At 39.0% G+C, this 24,691-nt stretch carries 24 protein-coding genes and 1 rRNA gene; 11 read left to right on the top strand and 14 right to left on the bottom strand.

Going from position 1 to position 24,691, the window contains the following annotated elements; translation table 11 throughout:
• Positions 1 to 172: 172 nt before the first annotated feature.
• From FJ354_00385 to FJ354_00400, 4 genes are read right to left on the bottom strand one after another with little or no spacing between them, the layout of a single operon-like run.
• Positions 173 to 1,093: an elongation factor Tu gene (locus tag FJ354_00385; protein ID MBM3905130.1), complete on the bottom strand. Its 921-nt coding sequence runs from the start codon at positions 1,091 to 1,093 to the stop codon at positions 173 to 175.
• A 36-nt stretch (positions 1,094 to 1,129) separates the two neighbouring features.
• Entirely contained in the window at positions 1,130 to 1,879 is a 750-nt protein-coding gene (locus FJ354_00390) for a DUF726 domain-containing protein (GenBank protein ID MBM3905131.1), read from the bottom strand.
• Positions 1,866 to 3,512 (bottom strand): methionine--tRNA ligase, encoded by a 1,647-nt coding sequence (metG, locus tag FJ354_00395; protein ID MBM3905132.1) that lies wholly within the window; start codon positions 3,510 to 3,512, stop codon positions 1,866 to 1,868. Before metG ends, FJ354_00390 begins: the two co-directional genes overlap by 14 nt.
• A gap of 37 nt (positions 3,513 to 3,549) precedes the next feature.
• Positions 3,550 to 4,788, bottom strand: a complete 1,239-nt coding sequence (locus FJ354_00400; GenBank protein MBM3905133.1) for an adenosylhomocysteinase — start codon at positions 4,786 to 4,788, stop codon at positions 3,550 to 3,552.
• 80 nt (positions 4,789 to 4,868) lie between these two features.
• Here FJ354_00400 and FJ354_00405 point away from each other — a divergent pair, with 80 nt between their 5' ends.
• From FJ354_00405 to FJ354_00415, 3 genes are read left to right on the top strand one after another with little or no spacing between them, the layout of a single operon-like run.
• Positions 4,869 to 5,171 carry a Rieske 2Fe-2S domain-containing protein gene (locus FJ354_00405; GenBank protein ID MBM3905134.1) on the top strand — a complete coding sequence of 101 codons (303 nt, stop codon included), beginning with the start codon at positions 4,869 to 4,871 and terminating at the stop codon, positions 5,169 to 5,171.
• 35 nt (positions 5,172 to 5,206) lie between these two features.
• Positions 5,207 to 5,980, top strand: coding sequence for an NAD+ synthase (locus FJ354_00410; protein ID MBM3905135.1), 774 nt, complete (start codon positions 5,207 to 5,209; stop codon positions 5,978 to 5,980).
• A 10-nt stretch (positions 5,981 to 5,990) separates the two neighbouring features.
• Positions 5,991 to 7,379 (top strand): cysteine--tRNA ligase, encoded by a 1,389-nt coding sequence (locus FJ354_00415; protein MBM3905136.1) that lies wholly within the window; start codon positions 5,991 to 5,993, stop codon positions 7,377 to 7,379.
• Here FJ354_00415 and ychF read toward each other — a convergent pair.
• The 3 genes from ychF to FJ354_00430 are packed head-to-tail and all read right to left on the bottom strand — an operon-like array spanning position 7,376 to position 9,415.
• Positions 7,376 to 8,599 carry a redox-regulated ATPase YchF gene (ychF, locus tag FJ354_00420; protein ID MBM3905137.1) on the bottom strand — a complete coding sequence of 408 codons (1,224 nt, stop codon included), beginning with the start codon at positions 8,597 to 8,599 and terminating at the stop codon, positions 7,376 to 7,378. The genes FJ354_00415 and ychF overlap by 4 nt on opposite strands.
• 34 nt (positions 8,600 to 8,633) lie before the next feature.
• Complete coding sequence (locus FJ354_00425) at positions 8,634 to 9,005, bottom strand: hypothetical protein (GenBank protein ID MBM3905138.1); 372 nt, start codon at positions 9,003 to 9,005, stop codon at positions 8,634 to 8,636.
• Positions 9,005 to 9,415 carry a CoA-binding protein gene (locus tag FJ354_00430; GenBank protein ID MBM3905139.1) on the bottom strand — a complete coding sequence of 137 codons (411 nt, stop codon included), beginning with the start codon at positions 9,413 to 9,415 and terminating at the stop codon, positions 9,005 to 9,007. Before FJ354_00430 ends, FJ354_00425 begins: the two co-directional genes overlap by 1 nt.
• Before the next feature lie 69 nt (positions 9,416 to 9,484).
• Here FJ354_00430 and FJ354_00435 point away from each other — a divergent pair, with 69 nt between their 5' ends.
• The 6 genes from FJ354_00435 to FJ354_00460 all read left to right on the top strand — a co-directional run bounded on the left by FJ354_00435 (position 9,485) and on the right by FJ354_00460 (position 14,718).
• A complete protein-coding gene (locus tag FJ354_00435) occupies positions 9,485 to 10,030 on the top strand; it encodes a hypothetical protein (protein ID MBM3905140.1) in 546 nt (181 codons plus the stop codon).
• Between the two features lie 36 nt (positions 10,031 to 10,066).
• Entirely contained in the window at positions 10,067 to 11,068 is a 1,002-nt protein-coding gene (locus tag FJ354_00440; protein MBM3905141.1) for a biotin--[acetyl-CoA-carboxylase] ligase, read from the top strand.
• Positions 11,069 to 11,408: 340 nt separating this feature from the next.
• Positions 11,409 to 12,527 carry a tetratricopeptide repeat protein gene (locus FJ354_00445; protein MBM3905142.1) on the top strand — a complete coding sequence of 373 codons (1,119 nt, stop codon included), beginning with the start codon at positions 11,409 to 11,411 and terminating at the stop codon, positions 12,525 to 12,527.
• Positions 12,528 to 13,029: 502 nt separating this feature from the next.
• Positions 13,030 to 13,398, top strand: coding sequence for a hypothetical protein (locus FJ354_00450; protein ID MBM3905143.1), 369 nt, complete (start codon positions 13,030 to 13,032; stop codon positions 13,396 to 13,398).
• Positions 13,399 to 13,498: 100 nt separating this feature from the next.
• Positions 13,499 to 14,398 (top strand): transcription initiation factor IIB, encoded by a 900-nt coding sequence (tfb, locus tag FJ354_00455; GenBank protein MBM3905144.1) that lies wholly within the window; start codon positions 13,499 to 13,501, stop codon positions 14,396 to 14,398.
• A gap of 32 nt (positions 14,399 to 14,430) precedes the next feature.
• The gene (locus tag FJ354_00460) at positions 14,431 to 14,718 is read left to right on the top strand and encodes a hypothetical protein (GenBank protein ID MBM3905145.1); all 288 of its coding nucleotides are present in this window, start codon (positions 14,431 to 14,433) and stop codon (positions 14,716 to 14,718) included.
• 656 nt (positions 14,719 to 15,374) lie between these two features.
• On the opposite strand, the gene FJ354_00465 is transcribed toward FJ354_00460, so the two are convergent.
• Both FJ354_00465 and FJ354_00470 read right to left on the bottom strand, forming a co-directional pair.
• Positions 15,375 to 16,511, bottom strand: a complete 1,137-nt coding sequence (locus FJ354_00465; GenBank protein ID MBM3905146.1) for a peptidase — start codon at positions 16,509 to 16,511, stop codon at positions 15,375 to 15,377.
• A gap of 45 nt (positions 16,512 to 16,556) precedes the next feature.
• Positions 16,557 to 16,916, bottom strand: coding sequence for a hypothetical protein (locus tag FJ354_00470; GenBank protein MBM3905147.1), 360 nt, complete (start codon positions 16,914 to 16,916; stop codon positions 16,557 to 16,559).
• Positions 16,917 to 17,064: 148 nt separating this feature from the next.
• On the opposite strand from FJ354_00470, the gene FJ354_00475 reads away from it, so the two are divergent.
• Positions 17,065 to 17,553 (top strand): hypothetical protein, encoded by a 489-nt coding sequence (locus FJ354_00475; GenBank protein MBM3905148.1) that lies wholly within the window; start codon positions 17,065 to 17,067, stop codon positions 17,551 to 17,553.
• Positions 17,543 to 18,604: a class III poly(R)-hydroxyalkanoic acid synthase subunit PhaC gene (gene phaC, locus FJ354_00480; GenBank protein ID MBM3905149.1), complete on the top strand. Its 1,062-nt coding sequence runs from the start codon at positions 17,543 to 17,545 to the stop codon at positions 18,602 to 18,604. Before FJ354_00475 ends, phaC begins: the two co-directional genes overlap by 11 nt.
• On the opposite strand, the gene FJ354_00485 is transcribed toward phaC, so the two are convergent.
• The 5 genes from FJ354_00485 to FJ354_00505 all read right to left on the bottom strand — a co-directional run bounded on the left by FJ354_00485 (position 18,601) and on the right by FJ354_00505 (position 24,554).
• Positions 18,601 to 19,005, bottom strand: a complete 405-nt coding sequence (locus FJ354_00485) for an AbrB/MazE/SpoVT family DNA-binding domain-containing protein (protein MBM3905150.1) — start codon at positions 19,003 to 19,005, stop codon at positions 18,601 to 18,603. The two genes, phaC and FJ354_00485, sit on opposite strands and share 4 nt — an antisense overlap.
• Before the next feature lie 41 nt (positions 19,006 to 19,046).
• Complete coding sequence (locus FJ354_00490; protein ID MBM3905151.1) at positions 19,047 to 19,832, bottom strand: alpha/beta hydrolase; 786 nt, start codon at positions 19,830 to 19,832, stop codon at positions 19,047 to 19,049.
• Between the two features lie 97 nt (positions 19,833 to 19,929).
• Positions 19,930 to 20,511 carry a DNA protection protein DPS gene (locus FJ354_00495; protein ID MBM3905152.1) on the bottom strand — a complete coding sequence of 194 codons (582 nt, stop codon included), beginning with the start codon at positions 20,509 to 20,511 and terminating at the stop codon, positions 19,930 to 19,932.
• A gap of 552 nt (positions 20,512 to 21,063) precedes the next feature.
• Positions 21,064 to 21,444, bottom strand: a complete 381-nt coding sequence (locus FJ354_00500) for a hypothetical protein (GenBank protein MBM3905153.1) — start codon at positions 21,442 to 21,444, stop codon at positions 21,064 to 21,066.
• 188 nt (positions 21,445 to 21,632) lie between these two features.
• A 23S ribosomal RNA gene (locus FJ354_00505) occupies positions 21,633 to 24,554 on the bottom strand.
• Positions 24,555 to 24,691: the final 137 nt, after the last annotated feature.

Consider the following 24,691-nt stretch of genomic DNA (forward strand, 5'->3'; position numbering starts at 1 on the left):
ATAAAAACCATCAAAATCATATGGTCAGTACCTTATTGCAAGTAACACATCTCACTTGAACTGTATCATCCACATCAAGCCGCTCAAATTTTTTGGAGCCACATGAAGGACAGATTGGGCACGCCCGAAGGCCTTTCATGTTCTAATATTGTTCAGTATGGTAATTAATTTTCTATGTGATTTTGCCGCTGCCAAGTAATCTAATACTGGTAGATTCGGGCTTTAATATAACACAGATGTCTCCTTTGTTATGAACTACTGGTTTTTCAAGTGTTAATTTTAGTGGGGATATAGAGGCAAACTTTGCAGGCTTGATTTGAAGGCCGATATTAACAAGACACATCTGGTTTGATGCTATATCGCCTTTGTAAAATTGGCTCTTTGTGAATTCTAATTCAAGTTCAGTTGATACTAATTCGGGTCCTGGAGCGCAGAGCATATCACCCCTTCCAACTTGATCAGGAGTTACTCCTTTTACCGCTAAGCCTACTCGCCCTGGAGAGACAGCTTCGTCTACAGGATCATCATGCATTTGTATTGATTTTATGAGGACGTCTATTCCGGCAGGTAAGAGTTTGAGTGTATCATATTGTTTTATTTTTCCACGTTCCACTTTTCCCAATATGACGGTTCCAACACCTTTAACATCAAAGCAATGATCAATTACGACACGTGCACTACCATCTTGTGAGATCTGTGTTAGCCTGTCAGATTCTTCTTTAATTTTATCCTGTTTGATTTTTGGATAATTAATCAAAACGGTATTTTTTATCATTGTGTTTAACATGTTTTCATCGACATCATATGTGTAAGAGAGCAATCCAGATTTTTTCTGCAACATATCCAATGCGACAATCTGCTCACCGGCAAATTTGTCTAGCTTATTTATGTGAAATATCACATGTTCTGCAAGATTTATTGTTTGAAGTAGGGGTTGTATTTTGTCTGGAAATCCACTAGGTGTAGTATAGGTACGAATGACTCCTGATTCTTTTTTGTCATACATAGTCATATCCGTGGCTGTTCCTTTTTTCCCAAGACTGGCGGCTATGCTCTGATCACCCAACACTACAAAATTGACGGAGTTTGTCATCATACCAACACAAAATCACTTCAATATATTCAGAGATTATGGGTACGACTTTAGAATTTTGGCATAGCTAGCAAATCTATGATTGTCCGGGCGCACATGTTTTTGGGCATATTTAGCCACAGTTTTTCCAATGGCCCCAGAATATCCAATTGGTTCTGGAATTAACCCTTGCTCAAATGAATACTTGAGGACATTATCAAACTGGCTATAATAATTGACAAATTTCTGGTGGATAGTTTTTTTGATAATGGCACCATATTTGTTCAAGTTTGCAGAATCAGATGGAATTGACGCACCAAAAATATACACTGCCTCTACTAACTGTTTATTTTTCAGATTTTGAAGTGTAGAAAGTATCACTTGAGAGCCAAGGGAGTGACCGATCAGCCGTATCTTTATCATTGGATATTTTCTTTTTATGTCAACTAGAAAATTTGCTAGGTTTTTTCCATTTTTCTTTGCAATTATGATTCCAACATCAGTAGCATGTTGTTCATGAGACTTGTATTGAACTCCAATAGTGTTAGAATCATAGCTAAACCCAATTACTGGGTGCATGTATCCAAGTTGTTGTAATCTATATTGCGCAATCATGAATTTAACAAGTGCGCCGGATTTATTATTACGCAAGCCATGAATCATTATTGTTATTTCTCTAATATCATACAAATTATCAAAGAATTTTTTTGGATAAAGATCGTATGATCTTTTATTTTTTGTTTTTCCAGTAGAAAGATCATAAAATCCCCTAGTAGAAATTCTAGGAACTCTTTTATTTTGTTTCAAATTTTTCTTTGCGTTTTTTGATGTCTGCTTCTTCCACTCGGCCAAATATTGGCGAGATTTCCCCTAGTTTGTGACCAGATTTTAACTCCAACTCGGAAATTGACTTCCAAGGTTTTGTAGAAATATTGCCAGACATGCCTAGTTGTTCCCATATTTTTTGTGAGGATTTTGGCAAAAACGAATTTAGTGCTATTGATATAGAATATACTGCATTTGCAGCCAAAAATACGCACGTTTCTGTTCCAGGTCCTTTTTTCCATGGTTCCTTGTGCTGGAAATACTGGTTAAAATATGCAGAAAACTCCATGATTTTCTTCATAGCCCTGTCAAGATGATTCTGTTGCATTAATCCAGATAATTCAGATGCTAGTGTGCGGATTTTCGATTCTGCCTCCTTGTCTTTGTCATCATATGCACCAGGTGCTGGAATCACACCATCGAATGTTTTTTTAGTAAACCCAAGTGCACGATTAACCAGATTGCCAAGATTGCCGATCAGCTCAGAGTTAATTCGAGTCATAAAATCATCCCAATCAAAGTTAAGATCATCCTGAGAGTATGGGTTGATTGAAACTAGGTAATATCGTAAATAGTCAGCTGGATAAAATTCCAAGAACTCTTTTAATCCAATGTACCAATTTCTACTCTTTGAGATTTTCTTTGATTGTAATGTAAGATGCCCTCTGGTAGGAATATAGTCAGGCAGTTTGTACTCTGAGTCAATCCCAAGCCGCATCGCTGGTAAAAACAAATAGTGATGATATACAATGTCTTTACCAATAAAGTGGTAGATATCAGCAGAGTTCCAAAATTCTTTTCCATCCAGTCCTTTGTCATTTAGGAATTTTATTGCAGAGGAAATGTATGCCAGATGATTGTCAAACCACCCATAAAACACCTTTGATTCATCACTTGGTATGGGGACGCCCCACGATATATCACGGGTGATATCCCAGTCTACTAGTCCAGATGTGATCCAGTTTTGGACATATTTTTTAACATCTTTTTGTAAGTTTTGATTTTCTTCTAACCACTTTAACAACGGTACACCGAAATTTTTCAGCCTAAAGAAGTAATGTGTCGTCTTTTCTTTGGTTGGAGTTGCGCCACAAATGGCACATTTTGGATTTCCTATTTCTTCTGGAACACGCCCACATTTTTCGCACAAATCCGAGTATTGATCAGGAGCCTGACAATGTGGGCAAATTCCAATGACATATCGATCTGGGAGGAATTTTTTATCATTTTTGCAGTAAAACTGTATGATTTCTGACTCGTAAATGTGCCCATTCTTTTTTAGCTTATCAAATACATGCCTAACAAATTCAATGTTCTCTGGGGAACTAGTACGATAGAACAAATCAAATCCTATATCAAATGCAGAAAAATCCTCATAGTCTCGCTTATTCCAATGTGCGACATATTCTTGAGTAGTTTTCTTTTCTTTTTCCGCCGCAATCAAAATTGGTGTTCCAAAATCATCTGATGCACATATGTAATACGCCTCTACACCATTTTGCTTTAAAAATCTAGTAGTTACATCTGCAGGTAGGTATGTTGACGCTACGTGTCCCAGATGGATTTCGCCATTAGCATATGGTAAGGCACTAGTAATGATTGCACGAGGGTTCATGTGGAAGAATTTTGTTCGTATTATTTAAGAAGGTTTGTTACCAGTTCTCTCGATACGCGATTTGTTTCTTGGTAAGACGATCAATTTTGACATCAAACGCTGCCAGTGCATCTTCAGCAACTTGAGTATCGATTTCTAGCGGCACTGTGATCACTTTTTTGCCAATCTTTTTGTGATTTTTACTAATATATAGAATGGACATTATTTGATTTGAAAATGATTGTGCCATCACCTCTGGTGGATGGCCTTCTGCGGCAACCAGGTTTGCCAGTCTTCCTTTTCCTACAAGGTAAACCTTTTTGCCATTTTGTAAAACGCACTCATCTAGGTTTGGTCGGACTTCGCGCACAGATTTAGACTGATTTAGTAAATAGTCAGAATCAATTTCTACATCAAAATGCCCCACATTGCCCATAACTGCACCATCCTTCATTTTCAAAATGTGTTCTTTAGTTAAGATATCTCGCATGCCAGTGCACGTGATAAAAATATCGCCGATTTTTGCAGCCTCCACCATATTCATTACTTCAAATCCGTCCATGTGTGCTTCCAAAGCCTTTACTGGATCTATCTCAGTCACTATCACCTTACAGCCCATTCCACGAGTTCTTTCCGCAACGCCACGACCCACCCAACCATAGCCAGCAATGACTACCCTCTTTGAAGCAAATAGTAGATTCATTGCGCGTAAGAATCCATCTATTGTTGACTGACCCGTACCGTACCTATTATCGAACATGTGTTTTGTGTATGCTTCGTTTACTACTATGACAGGATATCGAAGTTTGCCTTTTTTTTCCATTGCCTTGATTCTATTTACTCCAGCGGTCGTTTCTTCTGTTGCACCAAGAATTTGCATTTTTTTGTATTTTTTATCAAAATGTAATTTGACATTCATGTCTGCGCCATCATCGGTTATGATAGTCGGTTTGTGATTGAGTACTTGATCAATACACCAGTCATACTCTTCGTTAGTTTCATCATTCCAAGCATAAGTATGGATTCCTTCTGATGCCAAAAATGCAGCGACATCATCTTGTGTAGTAAGAGGATTACCAGCGCACACAGCCACGTCTGCCCCAAGTTCTTTGGCACCAATCAAAAGAACAGATGTTTCTTTTGTGATGTGGAGACAAAAACCCAGTGTTAGTCCTCTGAATGGTTGAGACTTCTTTAATCTGTTGATGGTTTTATCCAAAATCGGCATATGGTTTCGTGCCCATTCATAAGACATCTTGCCCTGCTCGGCTAAGCTTTCATCTTTTACTTTACTCAACATTCGTACCCTATTCCATATACTAAAAAATCTTTGTTGGATCAATAAAGTAAATAACCAACAGGACTTGTTGCAATTCAATGGTCTGGCAAAAAGTAGCGGAAAAAGACTCGATCGAAAAAGGAAAAGGAATCGAAGTTAGAATAGGCGAGAAAAGAATTGCCATTTTCAACCAAGATGGCTATCATGGAATTGATGCATTATGTGTACATCAGGATGGCTCCATTGTGCCAGGAAAACTCAATGGTTGTGTGGTAGAATGCCCACTTCATTTTTGGCATTATGATATAAAGACGGGGGAGCTTTTGGACTACCTAAAAGGCGTAAAGCTCCAGACATACAAGGTAGAGTCCAGAAACGACGGCATTTACATGGAAGTCTAGATACGATTTTTAATCAATAATTCAATGCCAGATTATTGGACAAGATTCTAAAAGAAGTCATCGCTCAAAATTACACCCAAATCCAGAACAACATCGAATCATTTCTCAGAAAGTATGTTGTGAATTCAGGAGGATTTGTTTTCGGATTATCAGGTGGGATAGACTCTGCAGTAATTGCGCATATTTGTGCAAAATCATTTAAGGAAAATTCACTTGCACTCATAATGCCAGACAGCAAGATTTCGCCAAAAGAAGAAACGGAGGATGCGTTATACACCGTAGATAAACTAGGTCTCGATTACAAACTAATTGATATCAGCATGATTCACTCACAATGTGCAAATATTCTGGAACCTGATCAAAGGGCGCTTGGAAATCTTCGAGCAAGAATTCGTGCTAATCTCTTATATTATTATGCAAACCTGAAAAACCATTTTGTTTTGGGTTCTAGCGACAAGTCAGAGTTTCTCATTGGTTATTTCACAAAGTTTGGTGACGGGGCAGCTGATCTATTGCCAATAGTGTCACTATACAAAACACAGGTACGTCAGCTTGCAAAACACTTGCAGGTGAAGGAATCAATAATAGCAAAAAAAAGTAGTCCGCATCTTTGGCCAGAACATTTAGCAGAAAATGAGATAGGTATACCATACGAAGAAATTGATTGCGTTTTGTATTGTATGATGGATAAGAAGATGTCAGCAGACAAAATTTACCAAGAAACTAACATCAATCCAGATAAAATCGAAAAAATACAACAATTGTACAAAAACAGTGAACATAAAAGGACAGCGCCAAGTAGATTATGATGAAAGCCAGTTGAAAATCTACGACACATTAAGCACAAAAGAACAAGAAATTACATCAGACGACATCAGAATTTATTTGTGCGGAGTTACAGTATACGATGAATCCCACATAGGCCATGCGAGAACCATAATAATCTTTGATGTGTTGCGAAGATTTCTGGAAGCAAAGGGAAGCAAAGTAAACTTCGTACAGAACTTCACTGATGTTGATGACAAAATAATCAACAGAGCAAATACTGAATGTGTTCATCCACTTGAGATCAGTAAGAGGTACATCAATCATTATTTTGAGGATTTTGATAGATTGAATATTAGGCGTGCCACTGCCCACCCAAAAGCGACAGAACACATCTCAGAAATAATAGAATTGATCAAGGATTTGATCAAATCAGGATACGCATATTTGTCATTAAATGGTGTTTACTATTCAGTATCAAAATTCTCAGAATACGGTAAGCTTTCAAAGAGAAAAACCGAGGACCTCATAGCTGGTGCTAGAATAGCAGTTGATGAAACGAAAAATGACGCACTAGACTTTGCATTATGGAAGTTTTCTGAAACTGAGCCAAATTGGCCTAGTCCTTGGGGCAAAGGTAGGCCCGGCTGGCATATTGAATGCTCCGCGATGAGTCTCAAATACCTAGGTGAAGAATTTGAGATTCATGGTGGCGGACGTGATCTGATCTTTCCACACCACGAAAACGAAATAGCGCAGACTGAAGCCGTGACTAAAAAACCACTCGCCAAGTTGTGGATGCATGTGGGCATGGTTACAATAAATGGTGAAAAAATGTCGAAGTCGCTTGGAAACATTAAATCAGTTAGACATGTTTTAGACAACTGGGGTCCAAATGTCATTCGGCTCTTTTGTCTCTCAGGTCATTATTCTAAGGCAATTGATTACTCAGAAGATTTGTTAAAAGAGAATCTCATAAAATGGAGACAGGTAGAAACAGCATATTATGAGATGATCATGTCAGATGATATAGGTCCAATAGACGAGATGAAAAATATATTATCAGAGTGCAGAACAGAGTTTGACTCCGCACTTGATTCGGATTTTAACACCGCGCTTGCGACAAATGCATTTTTCAAATTAATCAAAGGAATCAACAGATTTGCGGCCTCCGAATCCATGACAAGATCTATTTCCAAAATTGCATTACCAGAATTTGAATACATGTCTAACGTTTTAGGATTGCAAGTACAAAAGGTCACAGAACAAGAAAAACAATCAATCACAGACCTCATCAAACAACGAGATATGTTTCGCGTACAAAAAAAATACCAAGATGCAGATAAAATCCGTGACCAGATCTCAGCACTGAACATTGTTCTGCTAGATCACAAAAACAAGACAGTCTGGATGAAAAAAGAAAAAATCTTGGCAGATACCTAATGTGGTTTTTTGCTAGTAGATGCTGAAACCAGTGATATTACGTCCCTATCTCGAAGCTGATAATTTATGGGCAATCTTAGATTATAGCGGATATCTTTTGCATACAACAACCCCTTTGTAAGACTGGTGTGTATTTCCTTTGCCAGATCAGCCACAGTTGCACCGTCTTTTAATAAAATCAAATCAGGTAAGACATTTCCTTTCTTGTCGGCTAGTTTTTCTTCATCTGCTACTGGATATATCGCATTCATTTTGAGGAGCTTAAAGACGGTAACGTTAATTGCGAATTGGACTCCAGTTCGCATGTATTCTCCCATGATTTCTTTGGTGATAAAGTCAAGTGCTCCTTTTTGCTTTTGAGATAGATCATTTGGCTTCATGATATCAAATTGTTCAGATCCAGGTGAATATTTTATGAGGCCTTTTTGTTCTGCACGTCGTAGTGATAGTTCACTGTCTGCACTTGCAGGCACCACTATGGTGTCAATATATCGCTCTCGAAGTCTTGCAAAATTCTTATCTGCACCGTCAACATCAATTTTGTTTGCCACAATTAGAGTGGGTTTAGAGATTTTACGTAACACCGTTGCAAATTTTTTGGATTCTTGAAAGCCGATGTCATCAAATTCCTTATCAGCTATCCCAGCAGAATGTAATGCCTCTTTTACATGAGAATTGCTAACGCCTATCCCTCGGTATAAATCGGCAATTGCCACTATCTTGTCCATACCAGAATGTATTGTCTTTGAAACTTTGTCGCGGTTTCCCTCCAGAATCTTGAGATACCACATTATCAGTTCTTCCTCTATGTCTGCAAAATCAGAGATTGGATCTCCGGCTCCCGCTTCCGCAATTTTCCCAGACGAGTCAATACCACCTGACACGTCTACAACATGCAGTAATGCATCAGATTGCGCTGCTACAGATAGAAATTGGTTGCCAAGTCCTTTTCCTTGCCATGCATCCTTGATTAATCCGGGAAGATCAATAAGCTCAATTGGAATATACCGCCAACCATCAATGCACCTAGAATTTTTCGGATTATCAAGCACATTAAACTCCGGATGAACACAAAGTGTGATTGCATTTGCGGTTGCAGTTTCAGGTTTCTTTGTAGTAAACGGATATGTAGAGATTTCTGCAGTTGAAAGTGTTGCGGAATTGAAAAATGTAGTTTTGCCAGTATTTGTTTTGCCGATGATTCCTATTTTTATTGGCATAATAAAATGCGCTTTTCATGCTATTTATCTCTGACTAGTGAGTATGATCATTGTGTGGGTTCGCCAGTATTTTTTGACAGGTGTTTTTGAGTTCGTCTAACGACCAAACTATTTCATCTATTTCCTCATGTGTTAAATCAGATTCCCATTTGTCCAGAGTAATTTTTGCTATCTGACATGCATTATACAGCAAACTCCAGTATGGATGGTGTTCTGCCGTGGTAAAGGCAAGTTCTGATACGTTTGCAAGGCCATTTTTTGCTCTGCCAAGAGAAGATACACCTTCTCCAAAAATTTGAATTATTTGTGATTCTAGATCTGACTCAACTTTGATCATCGTTTCATTATCAGTGTAAGATTTTACCAGTGCTAAAAGTTCATTATAGAAATCATCAAATTTGGCCATTAGAACAACCGCTGATGTTCTGCCAACATGCATCTATTAAAAACAACTTGGATTCCCGCTTTTCTAGCAAGATCTTCTGCTTCTTCATTATGAATTCCTTCTTGAAGCCAGATTACTTTTGGCTTTATTTTGATTGCTTCTTGTACTACAGGTAAGATCTGATCAGATGGTCTAAACACATCTATAATGTCAATTGGTTCGGTTATTTCAGATAGATTAGCATGGCATTTTCGGTCAAGGATGCAATCTGTGGTCGGGTTAATTGGTACAATGTCATATCCTTGTGAAATCAGGTACTTTGGAACATAGTTTGCCGCTTTTCCTTCATTTTTAGACATACCAACTACTGCGACTTTTTTTAATGATAGAATACTTCGTATTTGATCATCAGTGTGCGGATCTCGCTCCATGATACGCTTACTTAAAAGGGATTATAATCTATTTTGAAAAATTATATAGGCTATACAATAATTTTCATTATGGAAGAAGAGCCAAAAGATATTATCGTATTAGGCGCAATAAAAAATGGCGCTAAAAAATTTGACAAAATACGTGCCAAGACCGGTATTTCACCTGAAGAATTAAATCAAATACTTGAAAAACTTGAAGAGCGAGGATTTATCAAAATAGATAAAAAGAAGGGATTTCTCGGTGGAGAAAAAATTGAGTTAAACATCACAGACAAGGGAAATAATGAACTCCAACAACGAATCTACGAAATGGAACAAAAATGGAACCAGATGGTCCAACTATACAAGCTTGGTGACAAAAAGAAGATGGAGGAATTCATGGGCTCTAACAAGTCCGACTTTGCTATGATGATGTTCTTCGGAATAATGAATATGATGATGTTCTCGATGATGTTCTCTATGATTGGAGCATCGATGTCTAGCTATGTTCCAGCAGACCAAGTTCCGCCAGGTGCCGAAAACCAAATGTCAGATACAGGGGCAGATGCGGGAGGAGATGCAGGCGGCGATATGGGCGGCGGAGACGGTGGCTTTGACATAGATATCGGTTTTTAGAAATCTTAAATCAACCACGTTATAATTAAGTCATTATTGCTATACACTTCAGATGAAAATCAAGGATTGGTCAAGGTTTTACAATTCCTCAAGGCTCATCGCCTAGAATATCTCTCAGGAGAAGACCTAAGCGAAGTCCTTAAGATAAGCAGAGTGGCAATTTGGAAACACATCAAAAAAATACAATCACTTGGATACAAGATAGAGTCAAAACAAAACCTCGGATATCGCCTAATCGACACAACCAGCCTTTTACTTCCATGGGAAATAACGGATGGAATAAAGACAAAACAACTTGGAAAAAGAGTCTACTATTATGATGTCATTGATTCTACCCAGCGTATAGCTACAAATATTGCAAAAGACAAGTCAAGTTTTGGCTCAGTCATAATAGCAGAGTCGCAGACACTTGCAAAGGGCAGACAAGGTAGAAGGTGGATTTCTCCGAAAGGAGGAATTTGGATGTCAATCATTTTGGAGACAAAATTTGACATATACAAAATAACATTGATCCCATTTGCAGTAGCAATAGCACTTGCAAATGCCATTGACAAAACACTTGGGATAAAAACCAAGTTGAAATGGCCAAACGATGTTACATTGGACGGGAAAAAAGTTGCTGGGATAATAATTGATGCGTCAATTGAATCAACAAAAATAGAAAGTGTCACAGTCGGTGTTGGAATTAACTTTCACGTAAATGTAAAACAAATTGAGAATAAGATAAAAACAAATAGTAACTTTTATGGAGTAACTACTTTAGTTAAAAAGAAAAATGTGAAACCAGCAGGCCTAGTCAAAGAATTTCTCTTTGAGCTTGAAGCAGCACTAGAATTGTTGCATGCAAATAAAACATATGAAATAATAGAGCAATGGACAGAAAAATCTTCGACTATTGGACAAAAAATCACGGTTACGGATCTAGGTATTAAAATATCGGGTAAAGCAATAGGATTGGACAAAGACGGCAGTCTAATTGTGCGTCATGGTTCAAAATCAACCAGAATCACGTCTGGCGACATATCACATCGAAAGTGAGTTAAACTTTTTTGCGTTTTTTTGTTATTTTCTTTGGTTTTTCAGATTGAATTAGGGATGCTTGTGTTTTTATCAAATCCTTGAGATCAGATTGAATTGAGAACAAGGAGTTTACTATTTGATCTAGTTGTTTAGTATATTCCATGTAGGCTGCAATTAGATCAGTCCTTTTTTCATTCGATTTTATAAGATACTCATTTTGTCGCAGAATATTGGTTGCACTTATCATTTGTTCAAGAGGTAAATTTGGTTCGCCAAGCAAATTGAGTTCTTGATGTAACTTTTGGATTCGTATCTTTAGTTCGTTCAGATTATTACCAGGCCCCTCCATATTCATCATATGAAATATTTTGTTATTATGATTTTTGTAGTGTTTACGATAATAATCATTCAAATTGAACCGATTTTCGCAGATGAAATAGTAAAACAGTCAAACATTGCATACAAAGAAGCCACAAAACACTTTCTGAAAGGCCAATACAAAGATGCAATCGAACTATATGATAAAATTCTCAAAAATTATCCTGATCATACAGAAGTACTAAAAAGGAAAGGAGTTGCACAAAGCAATCTAGGATTACATCAAAAATCAATGTCAGATTTTTACAAAGTTTACAAAAAAAATAACAATGACGTCACAGCACTACTTGGACTCGGAGTAGGCTTTGGCAACTATGGTGAGTATAAAGAAGCGAAAATCTACTTTGATCAAGCATATCAGATATATCCAAACAACACGGTAGCAAAAAACTATAAAGAATTTGCAGACAAAGTAATTAAAAAATATCCATATCACCCAACGGTTAAGCCAAAGAATTGGAGCACAGCCCCAGATCAAAAAACATTTGAATCATACGTAAACAGTATCTCTTCCAAAGTGAAAAAAGACAAGCGATATATCGAATATCCAAACCCAAGTTTTGATGTGATTAAAAAATTCTTACGAGATTATGAAAAGTGGAATTTTGAACAACAGATAAAGGCGGGATCTTCAGGATTTCCAAATCCCGTTATAACAAGAGAGAATAACATGTACGTGCTAAACTATAAGATTTTTGTAAACAAACAACCTGCAGGTCTGCCATTAGATCATGTGAGTACATTAACGCAGTCAACCAAGTTCTGGGAAAGTCATATCTTCAATTCAACTCAGGGACAAGCAGTCGTAAAATTCTCCTACACAGAGACCAAATCAGATGCAAACGTCTGGGTCACTTGGACAGTAAGAAAGCTCGGTGAGGGAGTACTAGGACATGCACATATAGGAAAAGGAGTTGTAGAAGTCGCTCTAGGTGATTACAATTGCGATGGCAGATTTCAGCTGTATGATGTAGCAACTGTTGAGAAGATAATGAGACATGAACTAGGACATTCCATTGGCCTAGGACACACCGACAATACAGATAGCATCATGTATCCATCGATGAAACCCAAGTATGCGTATTGTCTTCTCACCTAATCTCCTAGCGTAGTTCTTTGAGTAGCTGTATGACGGTTTTTTCACGATAAGATCAGTGTCTTGACTTATTTTCTCAGGCAGATATTTCATGTGAACAGTTCTTCTTATTTTCTATCCAAGTTGACTCTAAGAGATTTTATCGGTTAGATAGCTCAGCATTGCGTCGATTTGAAAAGGTATGCGAACTATACACATGTTCCATATCTGTTTAATTCAGGATATATCTAACTATGTCAATATCCGGCTTTGCAGAAAGTGTTTCAACGGAACTGGTCGTGTTTGGAGTAATCCGAAGCATACTTGGATATAGATTTCGTCATGGCCAAAAAGCCTAAAATTTTTGTGATTACCACTGGGTTCATTTATCACCGAGTATCGATTCTAGAATAAAATGGCCGATCTTGTCTGTTCAAAACTGACAGATAGTCACATTATCATTCAATAGGTTTGTCCGCGAGTCTTTTGAAAGTTATATAATTCCGACATTCAAAGCCACAGTATCTTGGAGATTTCAATAGAACCATGGAAAAAGCTCGTAATACACGAAGTCATCGAGTATAATTTTGAAGACTGGATGACTCAGATCGCATTTAGTAGTAAAACCGCAGGTGGTGCAATACCAGCCATAAACTGGACAAACGGTGTGGTATTTCAGTCATTTAATTTTCCAGACGCAAATATCATAGTGGAAGAAAAGATCAAAGGAGTATTGCATTGGTCATCAGTAATGTTTGCGCTCAAAGAAAAATATGAAAGGCGGATCATAAAAGATAATGCAACTATTAACCTGATAGACGTTAGCGTAAATGAGATATTTAGAGAACTCGCAGATAAGCTAAAAGACCACTCCAGACAAAAATCCCAAAAATAAGTTCTACCGCCATAGAATGAGACTTAGCTTTACCTACACACAAATAATCATCGAAATTGTGCAGAACCCATAATAACTTAAAATGACTATTTATAGACTGATGACAACCTCACAATCAAGATGCCCATCATGTGGAAAGAACACCATACAAGTTGATGCGGTAAATGGTGAAATTTATTGCAGAAATTGCGGTTATGTAGCTGCGGAAAAAATTGAGGAGGCTGGGCCAGAATGGAGATCGTTTTCAAATGATGGTTCAGATAAAAGTCGAGTAGGTGCCGCCACGTCACTCACAATGCACGATATGGGATTATCCACCGTGATAGGAAGTGCTGACAAGGATGCCACTGGAAAACCGTTATCGGCGGCGATGAAAAATTCTATTGAGCGATTACGAACATGGGACAGTAGAACCCAGGCACATACATCTGCAGATAGGAATCTAAGACAGGCACTAAACGAACTTGAAAAAATGAAAGACAAATTAGGTCTTGCAGACGCAGTAATTGAAAAAGCAGCATACATCTACAGAAAGGCAATGGAGAAAAAGCTCGTCAGAGGCAGATCCATTCATGGTTTGATTGCCGCGTGCCTTTATGCAGCATGCAGAAATACAGAGACGGTGAGAACTCTGGATGACATTGCAGAGAGTATCAACATCAGGCGAAAAAATGTAGCAAGATGCTACAGACTCATATACAAAGAGTTAGATCTCAAAATGCCAGTAGCAGACCCAATAAAGGGGATAGCACGAATTGCAAGCATGGCAAATCTTTCTGAAAAGACCAAAAGAAAGGCAATGGAGATACTTAAGAAAGCCAAAGTAATCGGAATGGTTGCGGGAAAGGACCCAATGGGGCTTGCAGCAGCTGCACTGTATTTGGCATGCGTATCCAATGGTGAGATTAGATCGCAAAAGGACATATCGGTGGCCGCAGGAGTAACCGAGGTAACAATTAGGAATCGTTGTGTCGGACTGAAGGGATTGCTAGACAAATAACATTCAAAACAAGGCAGCAGAGTAATTCTAGTATGACTGAAATTGCATGGTCAGAATGGCTGGATTACAACTTGGAGCAAATATCAAAGATTCCAGAAGAGGGTGGCGTCTACATGATGCATGCGGCAATGAAGATTTTGTACGTTGGGAATACGAAAAACCTCAGACAATCAATTTCAGAATCACTGAATAATTCATGCACCAAAGAAGCAAAACGATTCAAATATTCTATCGTATCAAATCATGAACGGATTGGCTCTCAACTCCTAAAAGAGTATCAAGAAAAACATGACGGTAAACTGCCAAAATGCATGGAGTAATTATTGTTGTCTGAGTGATTTAGACATACACATGAATACTAACCGATTTGTTTTTGGTTTGTTTAGGTTTGTTGAATTATCCCATAATTTTCCCTTGCCATACCAAATGATATCCCCTTGGTTCTTCAGAACCATTTTTGTAAATAGGCTCAAAGTATGCAAATAATTAAAACACTACTAAGAACTGGGTAAACTTAAGGATAGTAAAAGAGCAAGACGGACGATAAAACTAGACCAGCTATTGCATATCGGAGAGCAAACATCGTAAATCACTCATGACATACGCACTCAATTAACAATCATAGTCAATTATACCATCGGTTACAAAGAATTCTAAAAATAAACTTGAAAAGAGATTACTAGACCGGCTTGGATTAATTGAAGAAAAGCATGAAAATATGTCAGTAAATTGAAACTGTTCTAAATAACATAAAATTACCTCCATTGAAGTTACAATTCATTAGTTACTCACTATTCTAAAGAAAGTTATGAATAGAGTACAAACTTCGGATTATCTCATAAAATATTTCCCAAAAATTAATTCTGTTATTGTGTGTAATATAGATAAGCTTGAAATTATTTTTTTGGTAAATTATTCAACAACATAATTGAAACGATGGGCAAATCAGGTAGATAGTAATAATACTGCCAAAAAGCTAGACTTTAGATTTTGCTTTTCTAATTGAAAAAACAGTAATTCCGATCACGCCTGCAATAATGATAGGAGCGATATAATACCAGACAGAGTAATCAGCTCCATCCAGAGATTCGGCTTGCATGTCTTGTACCTCATCTACAGGTTCGCTGGATTCTACAGTTACCGGATTTGTTGACGTGTGGGTTGAACCTGGTTTCTCAAAGCCTGAAATCACAATCTTGTTCTGTGTAGAGCCAGATACATCAAACACGACATGCCAACTACCTTCTTCATCTATACTCTGAAGGAACTGAACGACTTTGCCGTTAACGACAACCTTAAATTTTTCATTGTCCGAAGTTTTTGGAAATTCAAAATTCACATATGTCGGGAACTTAAAAGAGTTCACGCCTGTAAGTGAGAGTACAGTACCTGTTTCATCAAATCCCCCATCCACTGAAAACGAGGCAGTGGAGTCATAACGAAAATTAAATTTTTCACCATTTCTGACTGCATATAATGGAATAATTGTTTCATCGCCTATTGCAAAACAGCTATAATAATGAATGTCTTGCGCAACAATAGAATCAGGATACATTGTAAAGTCAATAATTTGTCCAGGGTCTATTTTGTCGATTCTTTCAAGGTTTTTTGCAGTATCAATGAATGAATTATTCTCTCCATGAATTGTGGCGTAAATTTTGACATCATATTGAGTTTGATTTCCTTTATTGATTATTTTTCCAGTTAGGTGACCATCTGCGTGTTTTTTCAGGGTTCTATCGTAGACTACTTCTACTTTTGATTCAAGTTTATCGAAAACTTGACTGAACGTTACATCAAAATTCGTAATTGATGCATCGATTGCAGTTATTTCAGAAGATTTGATTTTAAATGGAATGTCCTTATTTGGAAAAACCGTTGGGAGGCTTTGACTAATTGAGATCTCTTTGCCATTATCAAGTATAGTCAAATGAATCACTGGTAATATGGCATATTTTTCAGTGTTTTTTACTACGCCCACAATGGTGTAAATTCCCTCAGAATCATAGTATCCCAGAATTTGATCCTCTGGGATCATAACATCCGCGTAAATTTTTCCAAACAATCCGGTAAGCATAATCATTGACATGAGGATGATCAGTTTATTTTCCACGGTATGATTGTGCAGTGATTCGTATCTTAAACTAATCTGATGTTTTCACTTTCGGTATTGCTCTATTATTTTAAGAGCATTAAATGGAAATTTAGCAAAATTTAGATCTTTTTCTGCAGAAATAAGTAGAATTTCTTTATTAATTGGAAAACTCATTACGATCACCTTATCCCTATACGACATGGCAAATCTCACAGGACCTAGTTCTTGGTCAAACTCTTGGCGCATTCTGACTCGTAATGCAAGCTCCATGTAGAGCATCTCGTCTTTTTTGGTGTCTTCAAGAGTGTTTTTTCCCTGAGTCATTCCGCCCGCTTCCAAGTGACCCTTGTCATTAATCAGTCCCACAAAACGTATGGAGGAGTCTAATTTTTTAACTGACTCACATAATACGTCTTTTTCCATTACGATTCCTCCATGATTTTAGATGACATTTAGAAGACGATCTATTTATTGCGAGCTTTTGTATTTAATCAACATGTCACAGGACGTCAAGCTTCCGCTCGATTATTTCAAACATACATCCCTATTCTGGACTGACTTATTGCATCTCATGTCAGGTAAACCCATTGCACTAACATCAGTCGGACCATCAAGAAATTGGGCAAATGATGCGAAAAAGGTCATAACAGAATTAATTGATGCAAATGATGATCTAATAGATTTCAACCAGAGATTGATTGAATATTACAAGCAGCTCTCTGAGACATGGATAGAATCACAGAAGAAAGTTAATGTAAAAATTACCACAATTCCACAAGATGTAGAAAGTCTGGAAGCATACAAGCGAGTTTGGATTGACATTTTTGAAAATGATTTTACCCAACTTTTTGATTCCGAGAAATTTGGCGAAAACTACGGAAAATTAGTATCAGCGGAATTGGAATTAAGTCGACATTGGGAGAGCATTACCAATGTAATTTTACAATCGATGAAACTCCCAACACGAAAAGAGATTGACGAAGTCTACAAAGAATTACACGAGCTAAGAAAAAGAATCACAAAATTAGAAAAGAACGATGAGAAGATAAATGGAAAATGAGATAATTGATCCAAAATTAATGGAGGAATTCCTCAGTTTTACAAAAAATGTTACAGAGGCACCAAATCTAGTTCCAGTCCCAGATGAAATAACATTAGAGTCAACTCCGTTTGATGTTGTATATGAGCAAGACAAAATGCGGCTACTCCATTATAGGCCACTCGTTGAAAAGCAAACCAAGACTCCCTTTCTGATAAGTTATGCAATCATCAATCGATTTCACATTCTAGACATTCAACAAAAGAAAAGCTGGGTAAGAAAGTTGATCGAGAGTGGTATTGATGTATACATGATTGATTGGGGTACACCTTCAAACATTGACAAATATCTCGACTTTGATGACTATGTTAATTTGTACATGGACAATTGCGTAGATTTCGTAAGAAAAGAAGCCCAAGTCGACAACATATCGGTGCAGGGATATTGTACTGGTGGAACAATAGCCACAATTTACTCGACACTACACCCAAAAAAGGTGCGTAATTTGGTAGTAACCGCGCCAGTGATTGATGGATGGAAGGATACCACCGTAGTAAGCAACATGGCAAAACACATGAAAATTGACATGTTAGTAGATACAATCGGAAATATGCCTCCAGAATTCATGTATTATTGCTTTTCAATCCTCAAACCATTTGAGCAGGGATTAGAAAAATATTACAAATTTTTCAAAAATATACACGATAAAGAATTTGTGGATAATTTCCTGCGCATCGAAAAATGGCTTAGTGATACTCCACCCATACCGGGAGAGTTATTCAGGCAATGGATGAGGGATATTTATCAGGAGAATCTACTAATCCAAAACAAGATGTATGTAGGTGGAAAACAAATTAATCTCAAAAATATCACTATGCCAATTTTTGTTCAGGTTGCGGTAGGGGATCATCTTGTCTCACCAGAATGTAGCATGCCCATATACTATGCCGTTTCTAGTGAGGATAAAACGATGCGTGTGTATCCAATAGGACATGTTGGAATGATTGCAAGTTCTTTTTCACAAAAGCAAATTTTGCCTGAGCTTTGTCAGTGGATTAAAGAAAGATCTTAGGACTGGCGCTTCTTTTTTTCTAGAGGAATCACAACTACTTGGACTAGGTCGCCTTCATTGATTCGCAGTGCATCACGTTCTGCTTCTGGAATTGAGATTCTTCCATTACTTCCAATTGTTGTCTTAAAAGCACCATACCCAATGAAGTTTTGCAAAAGATTACCCATATTGAAAAATTGTTCCATGGTGTTTTTTTGAGCATTTGACATAGATGCCATAAGATTGGCTTGTGCCTCAGAAGATTTTGTAGTCAGTTCTTTGAGAGTATTTACTGGATCAAATTTTTGATTAGTCTCCATGTAAGCTGAAAATGCTTTCATAAATTCTGCCTGTGCACGTCCGCCTTTTTGCACCCATTCTTGAAACATAGATAGATAATCTTGGTTATTGTTACCAATCATTGGCATTGTTTGGTGCACTACTTATTTAAAGATACCATAGTTCAGTGAATAAAACCGAGTGCGATTTTGACAAATTCTTTCGGATCCTCCACATAAGGCGTGTGGCCGCAGTTTTCCATTCGATAGAACCTACAATCACGAATCTTCTGCACAAAATATTCCGCATATTTTATCGGTATTACCGGATCCAGTTCACCCCAGATAACTAGTGTGGGAATTTCTAGCACCTCCAGTTTTGTAGATATTTCTGGTGCATTTTTTAGTCCAAGAATTGTAGACATGAACGCATATTTTGCGTTGGGCATCAGCATCCTTTGCACGAAACCATCCACGGTGGTTTGGTTAACTTCTTTATTATTTCCAGTCATCATGGAGAATGCATTTTTCGCGGTATCATTATCAGGATACAAAGCAGCCATTATGTATGCATCCAACGCAGGAGTCGATTGCTTCATTGCACCTGCAGGTGAAACTAGAATCAATTTTTCAACATTTTGTTGATTGTGTATTACATAATCAATAGCTATTTGACCACCAAGTGAAGAACCAACCACCGTGACTTTTTTGACATTAATTTCTCTCAGAAATGAGGAAATAAAATCAGAGAAAAACTCTGTAGTATAATCCACGTTTGGTTTTTCACTGAGTCCAAATCCGATCAGATCCGGAACATAAACTGTAAAGTGTTTGCTAAAACTCGGAATTACAAATTCCCATCTTTCTGCGGATGCTCCAAGCCCATGAATGAGTAATAGATTTTTCTTTTCAGAACCTGCCTTTAGGTATCGAATCCTATTGCCGTCAACAGTTACAAATGCTTCTTGCATTGGATCAACATTATCGTTTTTTTGGTCTAGATAAATTTTGGCCTTATTATGATCGTGAAAGATTTCACAGTTTACAAAAAATAGAAAAATTCTAGGTTCAGCCTAATGCCCTAGAATGTTTGTAAGTGTGTGGTCGTTCGCCTGGAAATTTTCTTCTCATATGCGCAGAGGGTCTGCCATACAAGAGTTCCAAGAACCACGCCTCGTGTTCTATTTCCTCACGTAAGATGTCTTTAGCGACATCATATGTAGCCGGATCTTTTCCATGTGTCATCTGACATATTTTGTTCCAATTTACAATTGCACCTTGTTCTGCCTTGAGGCATTTTTCCATTATTGCCCTAAGATCAGTTTTGTTCGGTGGGAGTTGCAGAAACTCGCAGCCAGACATTTTGATAAACTCAGTGGCATCATTTGGTAGACTTCCACCAAGCTCATAGATCCTAGACAGACAGGACTCGAAATGACTAAGATCTTCAAGACGTGCATCTTCGATTACGCCTTTTATTCCCTCACCATCTACTCCGGTGCAGTGCATTCTAAGATTCGTGAAATAATAGTATGCAGTGAATTCCACCGACGCGTTGTAGATTAGAAGTTTTATTAGCTCGTCAATATCTACGCCATTTTGTTTTAGAACACTTACGCCGACAACGTTTGGTTCTGAACTTGTAACCATACCAAGTTGAAACAGATTATGGATAAAAATCTGCTTCCCGATGGGTTATTTTTGGGATTTTGCCTTGAGTTCTTCCAGTGGTTTGTGGCTTTTCATATGAGTTTCTTTTGATACCCCTAGCTTTTTGTTTTTCTTCTGCGCTCAATCCAAATTTTTGTAACACAGATGTATGTTTTCTCAGGTTTCTTAGATTGACGCATCTCCTATATTACCCGCTTCTCAGAGTTTCTGGCTATTTTGAATCGGTTTCCGATGGTCGCACTTTGAAAGTTTTATTGATATTTTATTGTCCCGTGATGCAGCTTCTCTTTTCTCGGCAGCAAGCTTTTGTTTTGCCACGATTGCTTTTTGATCTGTTCCATGTCATTTGATTCCAGAATAGTCAAAATATCCCAAATATCATATGCCCTTTTTACTATTTTTGCACAGAGATTTTTTTGATTTTCTCCAAAATGTCTTTTTATTTTTTAAACAATATTCACAGAACACATGCTTCATTATTCGGCTGATATATTACCATTAATTTAAAAAGTAAAATTGGTTTTCCAGTTCCTATGATACAACACTGAAGATTGTCACGACTCTTTTTGCTAGGTTTTCAATCTCAACAGTTGGTTCTGCAGAAATCAGCAAAACAATTCGACTAACTGGAAATGGAAAACTTATCAAAACCAATCTGTCTCGCCTTGCCGCAAGGTAGTTGATTGGACCAAGAGTTTTATCAAACTCCTTTCGTAGTGACACCCTAGATGCAAATTCCATGAAGTCGTCAAGCTTATTCTCATTGTTTTCAAGTGGCGTTATACCATTTTTGAATCCGCCAGCCACCAGTTTGCCGGACTCGTCAATGATTCCAGCAAAGCGGATATCTTTTTCCTGTATTAGTTGAGCACATTTTGATTCATAGAATTTATTTTGTGCTGAATCACTCATTGAAAAATCATCATTTCGTCCATAATAAAAGATTTGTAGTCGTGTAATTTTAAAATCAAAAACCTAGTTTACACTAGGGTTTGATTTTAAATGAAAAAATCATCGCGCATAGTCTCTATGTAATGTGGCTAACCAGTGCGTTGGTCTATTAGTAATGGCAGGCTCACCACTCGCCGAAGCTTGTGATCTATACCTCCATCCTATCAAAGTAGTCTTCTACTACCGACCTCCATCGTAAGAAAGGTTATTTTGTTTCAGGAAGGGTTTCGCGCTTAGATGCTTTCAGCGCTTAGCCCAGATGGCTTAGCTGCCCGGCCTGCCTTGTCAGACAACCGGTAAACCAGTGGCCACGCTGCTCTGTTCCTCTCGTACTCGGAGCAACTTCCCCTCAAATAACCACACTTCCATCAGGCAGAGACCGACCTGTCTCACGACGGTCTAAACCCAGCTCATGTTCCCTTTTAATAGGCGAGCAGCCTCACCCTTGGCCCCTGCTGCAGGACCAGGATAGGAAAAGCCGACATCGAGGTACCAAACCGCGGGGTCGATAGGAGCTCTCGCCCGCGACGAGCCTGTTATCCCTGGGGTAATTTTTCTGTCACCTCCGGGCCCCAATAGTGGGCACACGAAGGATCGCTAAGCCCGACTTTCGTCTCTGGATCCCGTGCGTTTGGAGATCCAGTCAATCCAGCTTTTGGCTTTGCCCTCTTCAACGGATTTCTGACCCGTTTGAGCTGAACTTTGGGCCCCTTTGATATCTTTTCAAAGGGGTGCCGCCCCAGCCGAACTGCCCACCTGCACGTGTCTCAGGTCTTCACCTGATAAGCGATACTGCAAACAAGGTCTGGTGTTACAACGACGCTTCTTAACATCCCGGAGGACGTTAAGCATGGCTACCAGATACACTATGCAATGTCAACTATACCGCAAGCACAAGCTGCAGTAAAACTCCACGGGGTCTTCTCTCCCCGATGGAAGATGATGGACTGTTCGTCCACCTTATGTAGCTTCACCGGGTTGTAGGCGGGGACAGTGGGGCTCTCGTTGTTCCATTCATGCACGTCGGAACTTACCCGACAAGGCATTTGGCTACCTTAAGAGAGTCAGAGTTACTCCCGGCGTTAACTGGCCCTTAGCTCGGTTGAACCCAAGTTTTAGGTACCAGCACCGGCCAGGATTCAGTGACTATACACATCCTTTCGGACTAGCAGTCACCTGTGTTTTTATTAAACAGTCGGAACCCCCTTGTCATTGCAACCTGCTATCCCAATTTCTCATTAGGATTGCAGGCATCCCTTATACCGAAGGTACAGGACTAATTTGTCGAGTTCCCTCGCCTACGGTATACCCGATACTTCTTGGACTACTCATCCAGTGCACCTGTGTCGGTTCTCGGTACGGACACGACAGATTGCTCTCTACATGATTTTTCACGGTCCCCAAGACTCGGACAAACTCAGCTAACGCCAAGCCATTCCCAACTCGAATTGGTTCTCGTCATTACGACACTCCCCAATTCTAGAAAAGTTAGATACAACGACGGTTGTACTTGCCCTATCTTAAAGCGATCAAATAGATGATAACGCTACTGTCGGGTACTGGAATATTAACCAGTTCCCCTTTCGAATAATTCTGTTGAGATTATTCTTAGGACCGACTAACTCCAGGCTGATGACGCATTGCCTGGAAACCCTTGCACTTGCGAAGGTAAGGATTCTCACCTTACTATGCTGTTACTGCTACCAAGATCTGCAATAGCAATCGGTCCACAGGACCTCACGACCCTGCTTCGACCCAATCACTACGCCAACCTACCATGACTTGCCATAAGGCAAGTATCCAAAGTATCGGTACTATGCTTTAGCCCCGTCCATTTTCGAGGCCATCACGCTCGGCAGGTAAGTTGTTACACACTTTTTAAAGGATAGCTGCTTCTGAGCTTACCTCCCTGCTGTCTTGGCGTAATGACGCTCTTCAGCTTGACACTTAGCATAAATTTAGGGACCTTAACTTTGGTCTGGGTTAAACCCCTCTCGGTTGCGAACCTTACGTCACGCAAACCCGTCTCCCTGCTTCTACGACGCACATCCATTCGGAGTTTGAATAGGTAGTGAGGAATTTCTTCCCCGGTCTACCTTATCAGTGCTCTACAAGAAGTGCTATCTCCACAAAGGACACCCTACGGGATGCTTCGGTTGGAACTAGCGAGCGCCGAGCTAGATTGGTTTTTGACCCCTATCCCCAAGTCAGACAAACAATTTGCACGTTAGAACTGCTTCAGCCCTCCAGCGGGCTTTCGCCCACCTTCAGCTTGCTCAGGGATAGATCGCTCGGCTTCTAGCCTTGCCGCTATGACTCTACGCACTTTCACACGCTTTCCCTCACAATGTTGCGGAAATTCGGTTTCCCTTCGCCTCCACCCTGTTAAGGTTTAGGCTCGCCATAACGGTAAGCTCCTTGGCCCGTGTTTCTAGACGGAACGGATGACACTGATGACTAGAAACCCAAACCTTCAGCCCTATTGCTAGGACCTCCAATCTGGAAAAATCACCTTCCATGCCACCCACGTCTGTAACCAGTAGGTTTCATGCACTTTTCACCCCCCTTCCGGGGTACTTTTCAGCTTTCCCTCACGGTACTAGTTCACTATCGGTCTTGAGTAATGTTTAGCCTTAGATGCTACTTTCACCTAATTTCCTTGCCCACTGCCAAGGACAAGTACTCTGGTCATGATAAGATCCAATACTGTTTCGCCTACGGGGGTATCACCCTCTATGCCGTAATGTTCCAAAAAACTTCGGCTGCATTCTTGGATCGTAATATCATAACCGAACACCACATCTCTGTTATGTTACCACAACAGATTCAGTTTGGGCTGTCTCCGTTTCGCTCGCCGCTACTTGGGAGATCTCAATTGATTTCTCTTCCACATGGTACTAAGATGCTTCAATTCCCACGGTTCGATCACCGCTCTTGCGAACGGTGTGTATGTAAATACAGGATTCCTATTCGGAGATCCCGGGATCATAGGACGCGTGCGCCTACCCCGGGCTTATCGCAGCTTGCCACGTCCTTCATCTCTTCTCAAGCCTAGCAATCCTCCTACTGGCGTCTATGCACTGGTATGATTAGCCACAATATTACACGACTATGCACGATGATCATTGCGTGGTACTGGGGTACCCCGCTACATCCTTCATACACCACTTTCGTGATGCATTGCATCGATGGTTTGTACGTGAAGATT

This window comes from Nitrososphaerota archaeon (genome assembly GCA_016872055.1).
In the GTDB taxonomy this organism is placed as follows: domain Archaea; phylum Thermoproteota; class Nitrososphaeria; order Nitrososphaerales; family Nitrosopumilaceae; genus Nitrosotenuis.

Coding starts and splice junctions, on each gene's coding strand:
- FJ354_00385 (MBM3905130.1), bottom strand. CDS start 1,093: ATGACAAACTCCGTCAATTTTGTAGTGTTGGGTGATCAGAGCATAGCC.
- metG (MBM3905132.1), bottom strand. CDS start 3,512: ATGAACCCTCGTGCAATCATTACTAGTGCCTTACCATATGCTAATGGC.
- FJ354_00405 (MBM3905134.1), top strand. CDS start 4,869: ATGGTCTGGCAAAAAGTAGCGGAAAAAGACTCGATCGAAAAAGGAAAA.
- ychF (MBM3905137.1), bottom strand. CDS start 8,599: ATGCCAATAAAAATAGGAATCATCGGCAAAACAAATACTGGCAAAACT.
- FJ354_00425 (MBM3905138.1), bottom strand. CDS start 9,005: ATGGCCAAATTTGATGATTTCTATAATGAACTTTTAGCACTGGTAAAA.
- FJ354_00430 (MBM3905139.1), bottom strand. CDS start 9,415: ATGGAGCGAGATCCGCACACTGATGATCAAATACGAAGTATTCTATCA.
- FJ354_00435 (MBM3905140.1), top strand. CDS start 9,485: ATGGAAGAAGAGCCAAAAGATATTATCGTATTAGGCGCAATAAAAAAT.
- FJ354_00445 (MBM3905142.1), top strand. CDS start 11,409: ATGAAATATTTTGTTATTATGATTTTTGTAGTGTTTACGATAATAATC.
- tfb (MBM3905144.1), top strand. CDS start 13,499: ATGACAACCTCACAATCAAGATGCCCATCATGTGGAAAGAACACCATA.
- FJ354_00460 (MBM3905145.1), top strand. CDS start 14,431: ATGACTGAAATTGCATGGTCAGAATGGCTGGATTACAACTTGGAGCAA.
- FJ354_00470 (MBM3905147.1), bottom strand. CDS start 16,916: ATGGAAAAAGACGTATTATGTGAGTCAGTTAAAAAATTAGACTCCTCC.
- FJ354_00475 (MBM3905148.1), top strand. CDS start 17,065: ATGTCAGGTAAACCCATTGCACTAACATCAGTCGGACCATCAAGAAAT.
- phaC (MBM3905149.1), top strand. CDS start 17,543: ATGGAAAATGAGATAATTGATCCAAAATTAATGGAGGAATTCCTCAGT.
- FJ354_00485 (MBM3905150.1), bottom strand. CDS start 19,005: ATGATTGGTAACAATAACCAAGATTATCTATCTATGTTTCAAGAATGG.
- FJ354_00490 (MBM3905151.1), bottom strand. CDS start 19,832: ATGCAAGAAGCATTTGTAACTGTTGACGGCAATAGGATTCGATACCTA.
- FJ354_00495 (MBM3905152.1), bottom strand. CDS start 20,511: ATGGTTACAAGTTCAGAACCAAACGTTGTCGGCGTAAGTGTTCTAAAA.
- FJ354_00500 (MBM3905153.1), bottom strand. CDS start 21,444: ATGAGTGATTCAGCACAAAATAAATTCTATGAATCAAAATGTGCTCAA.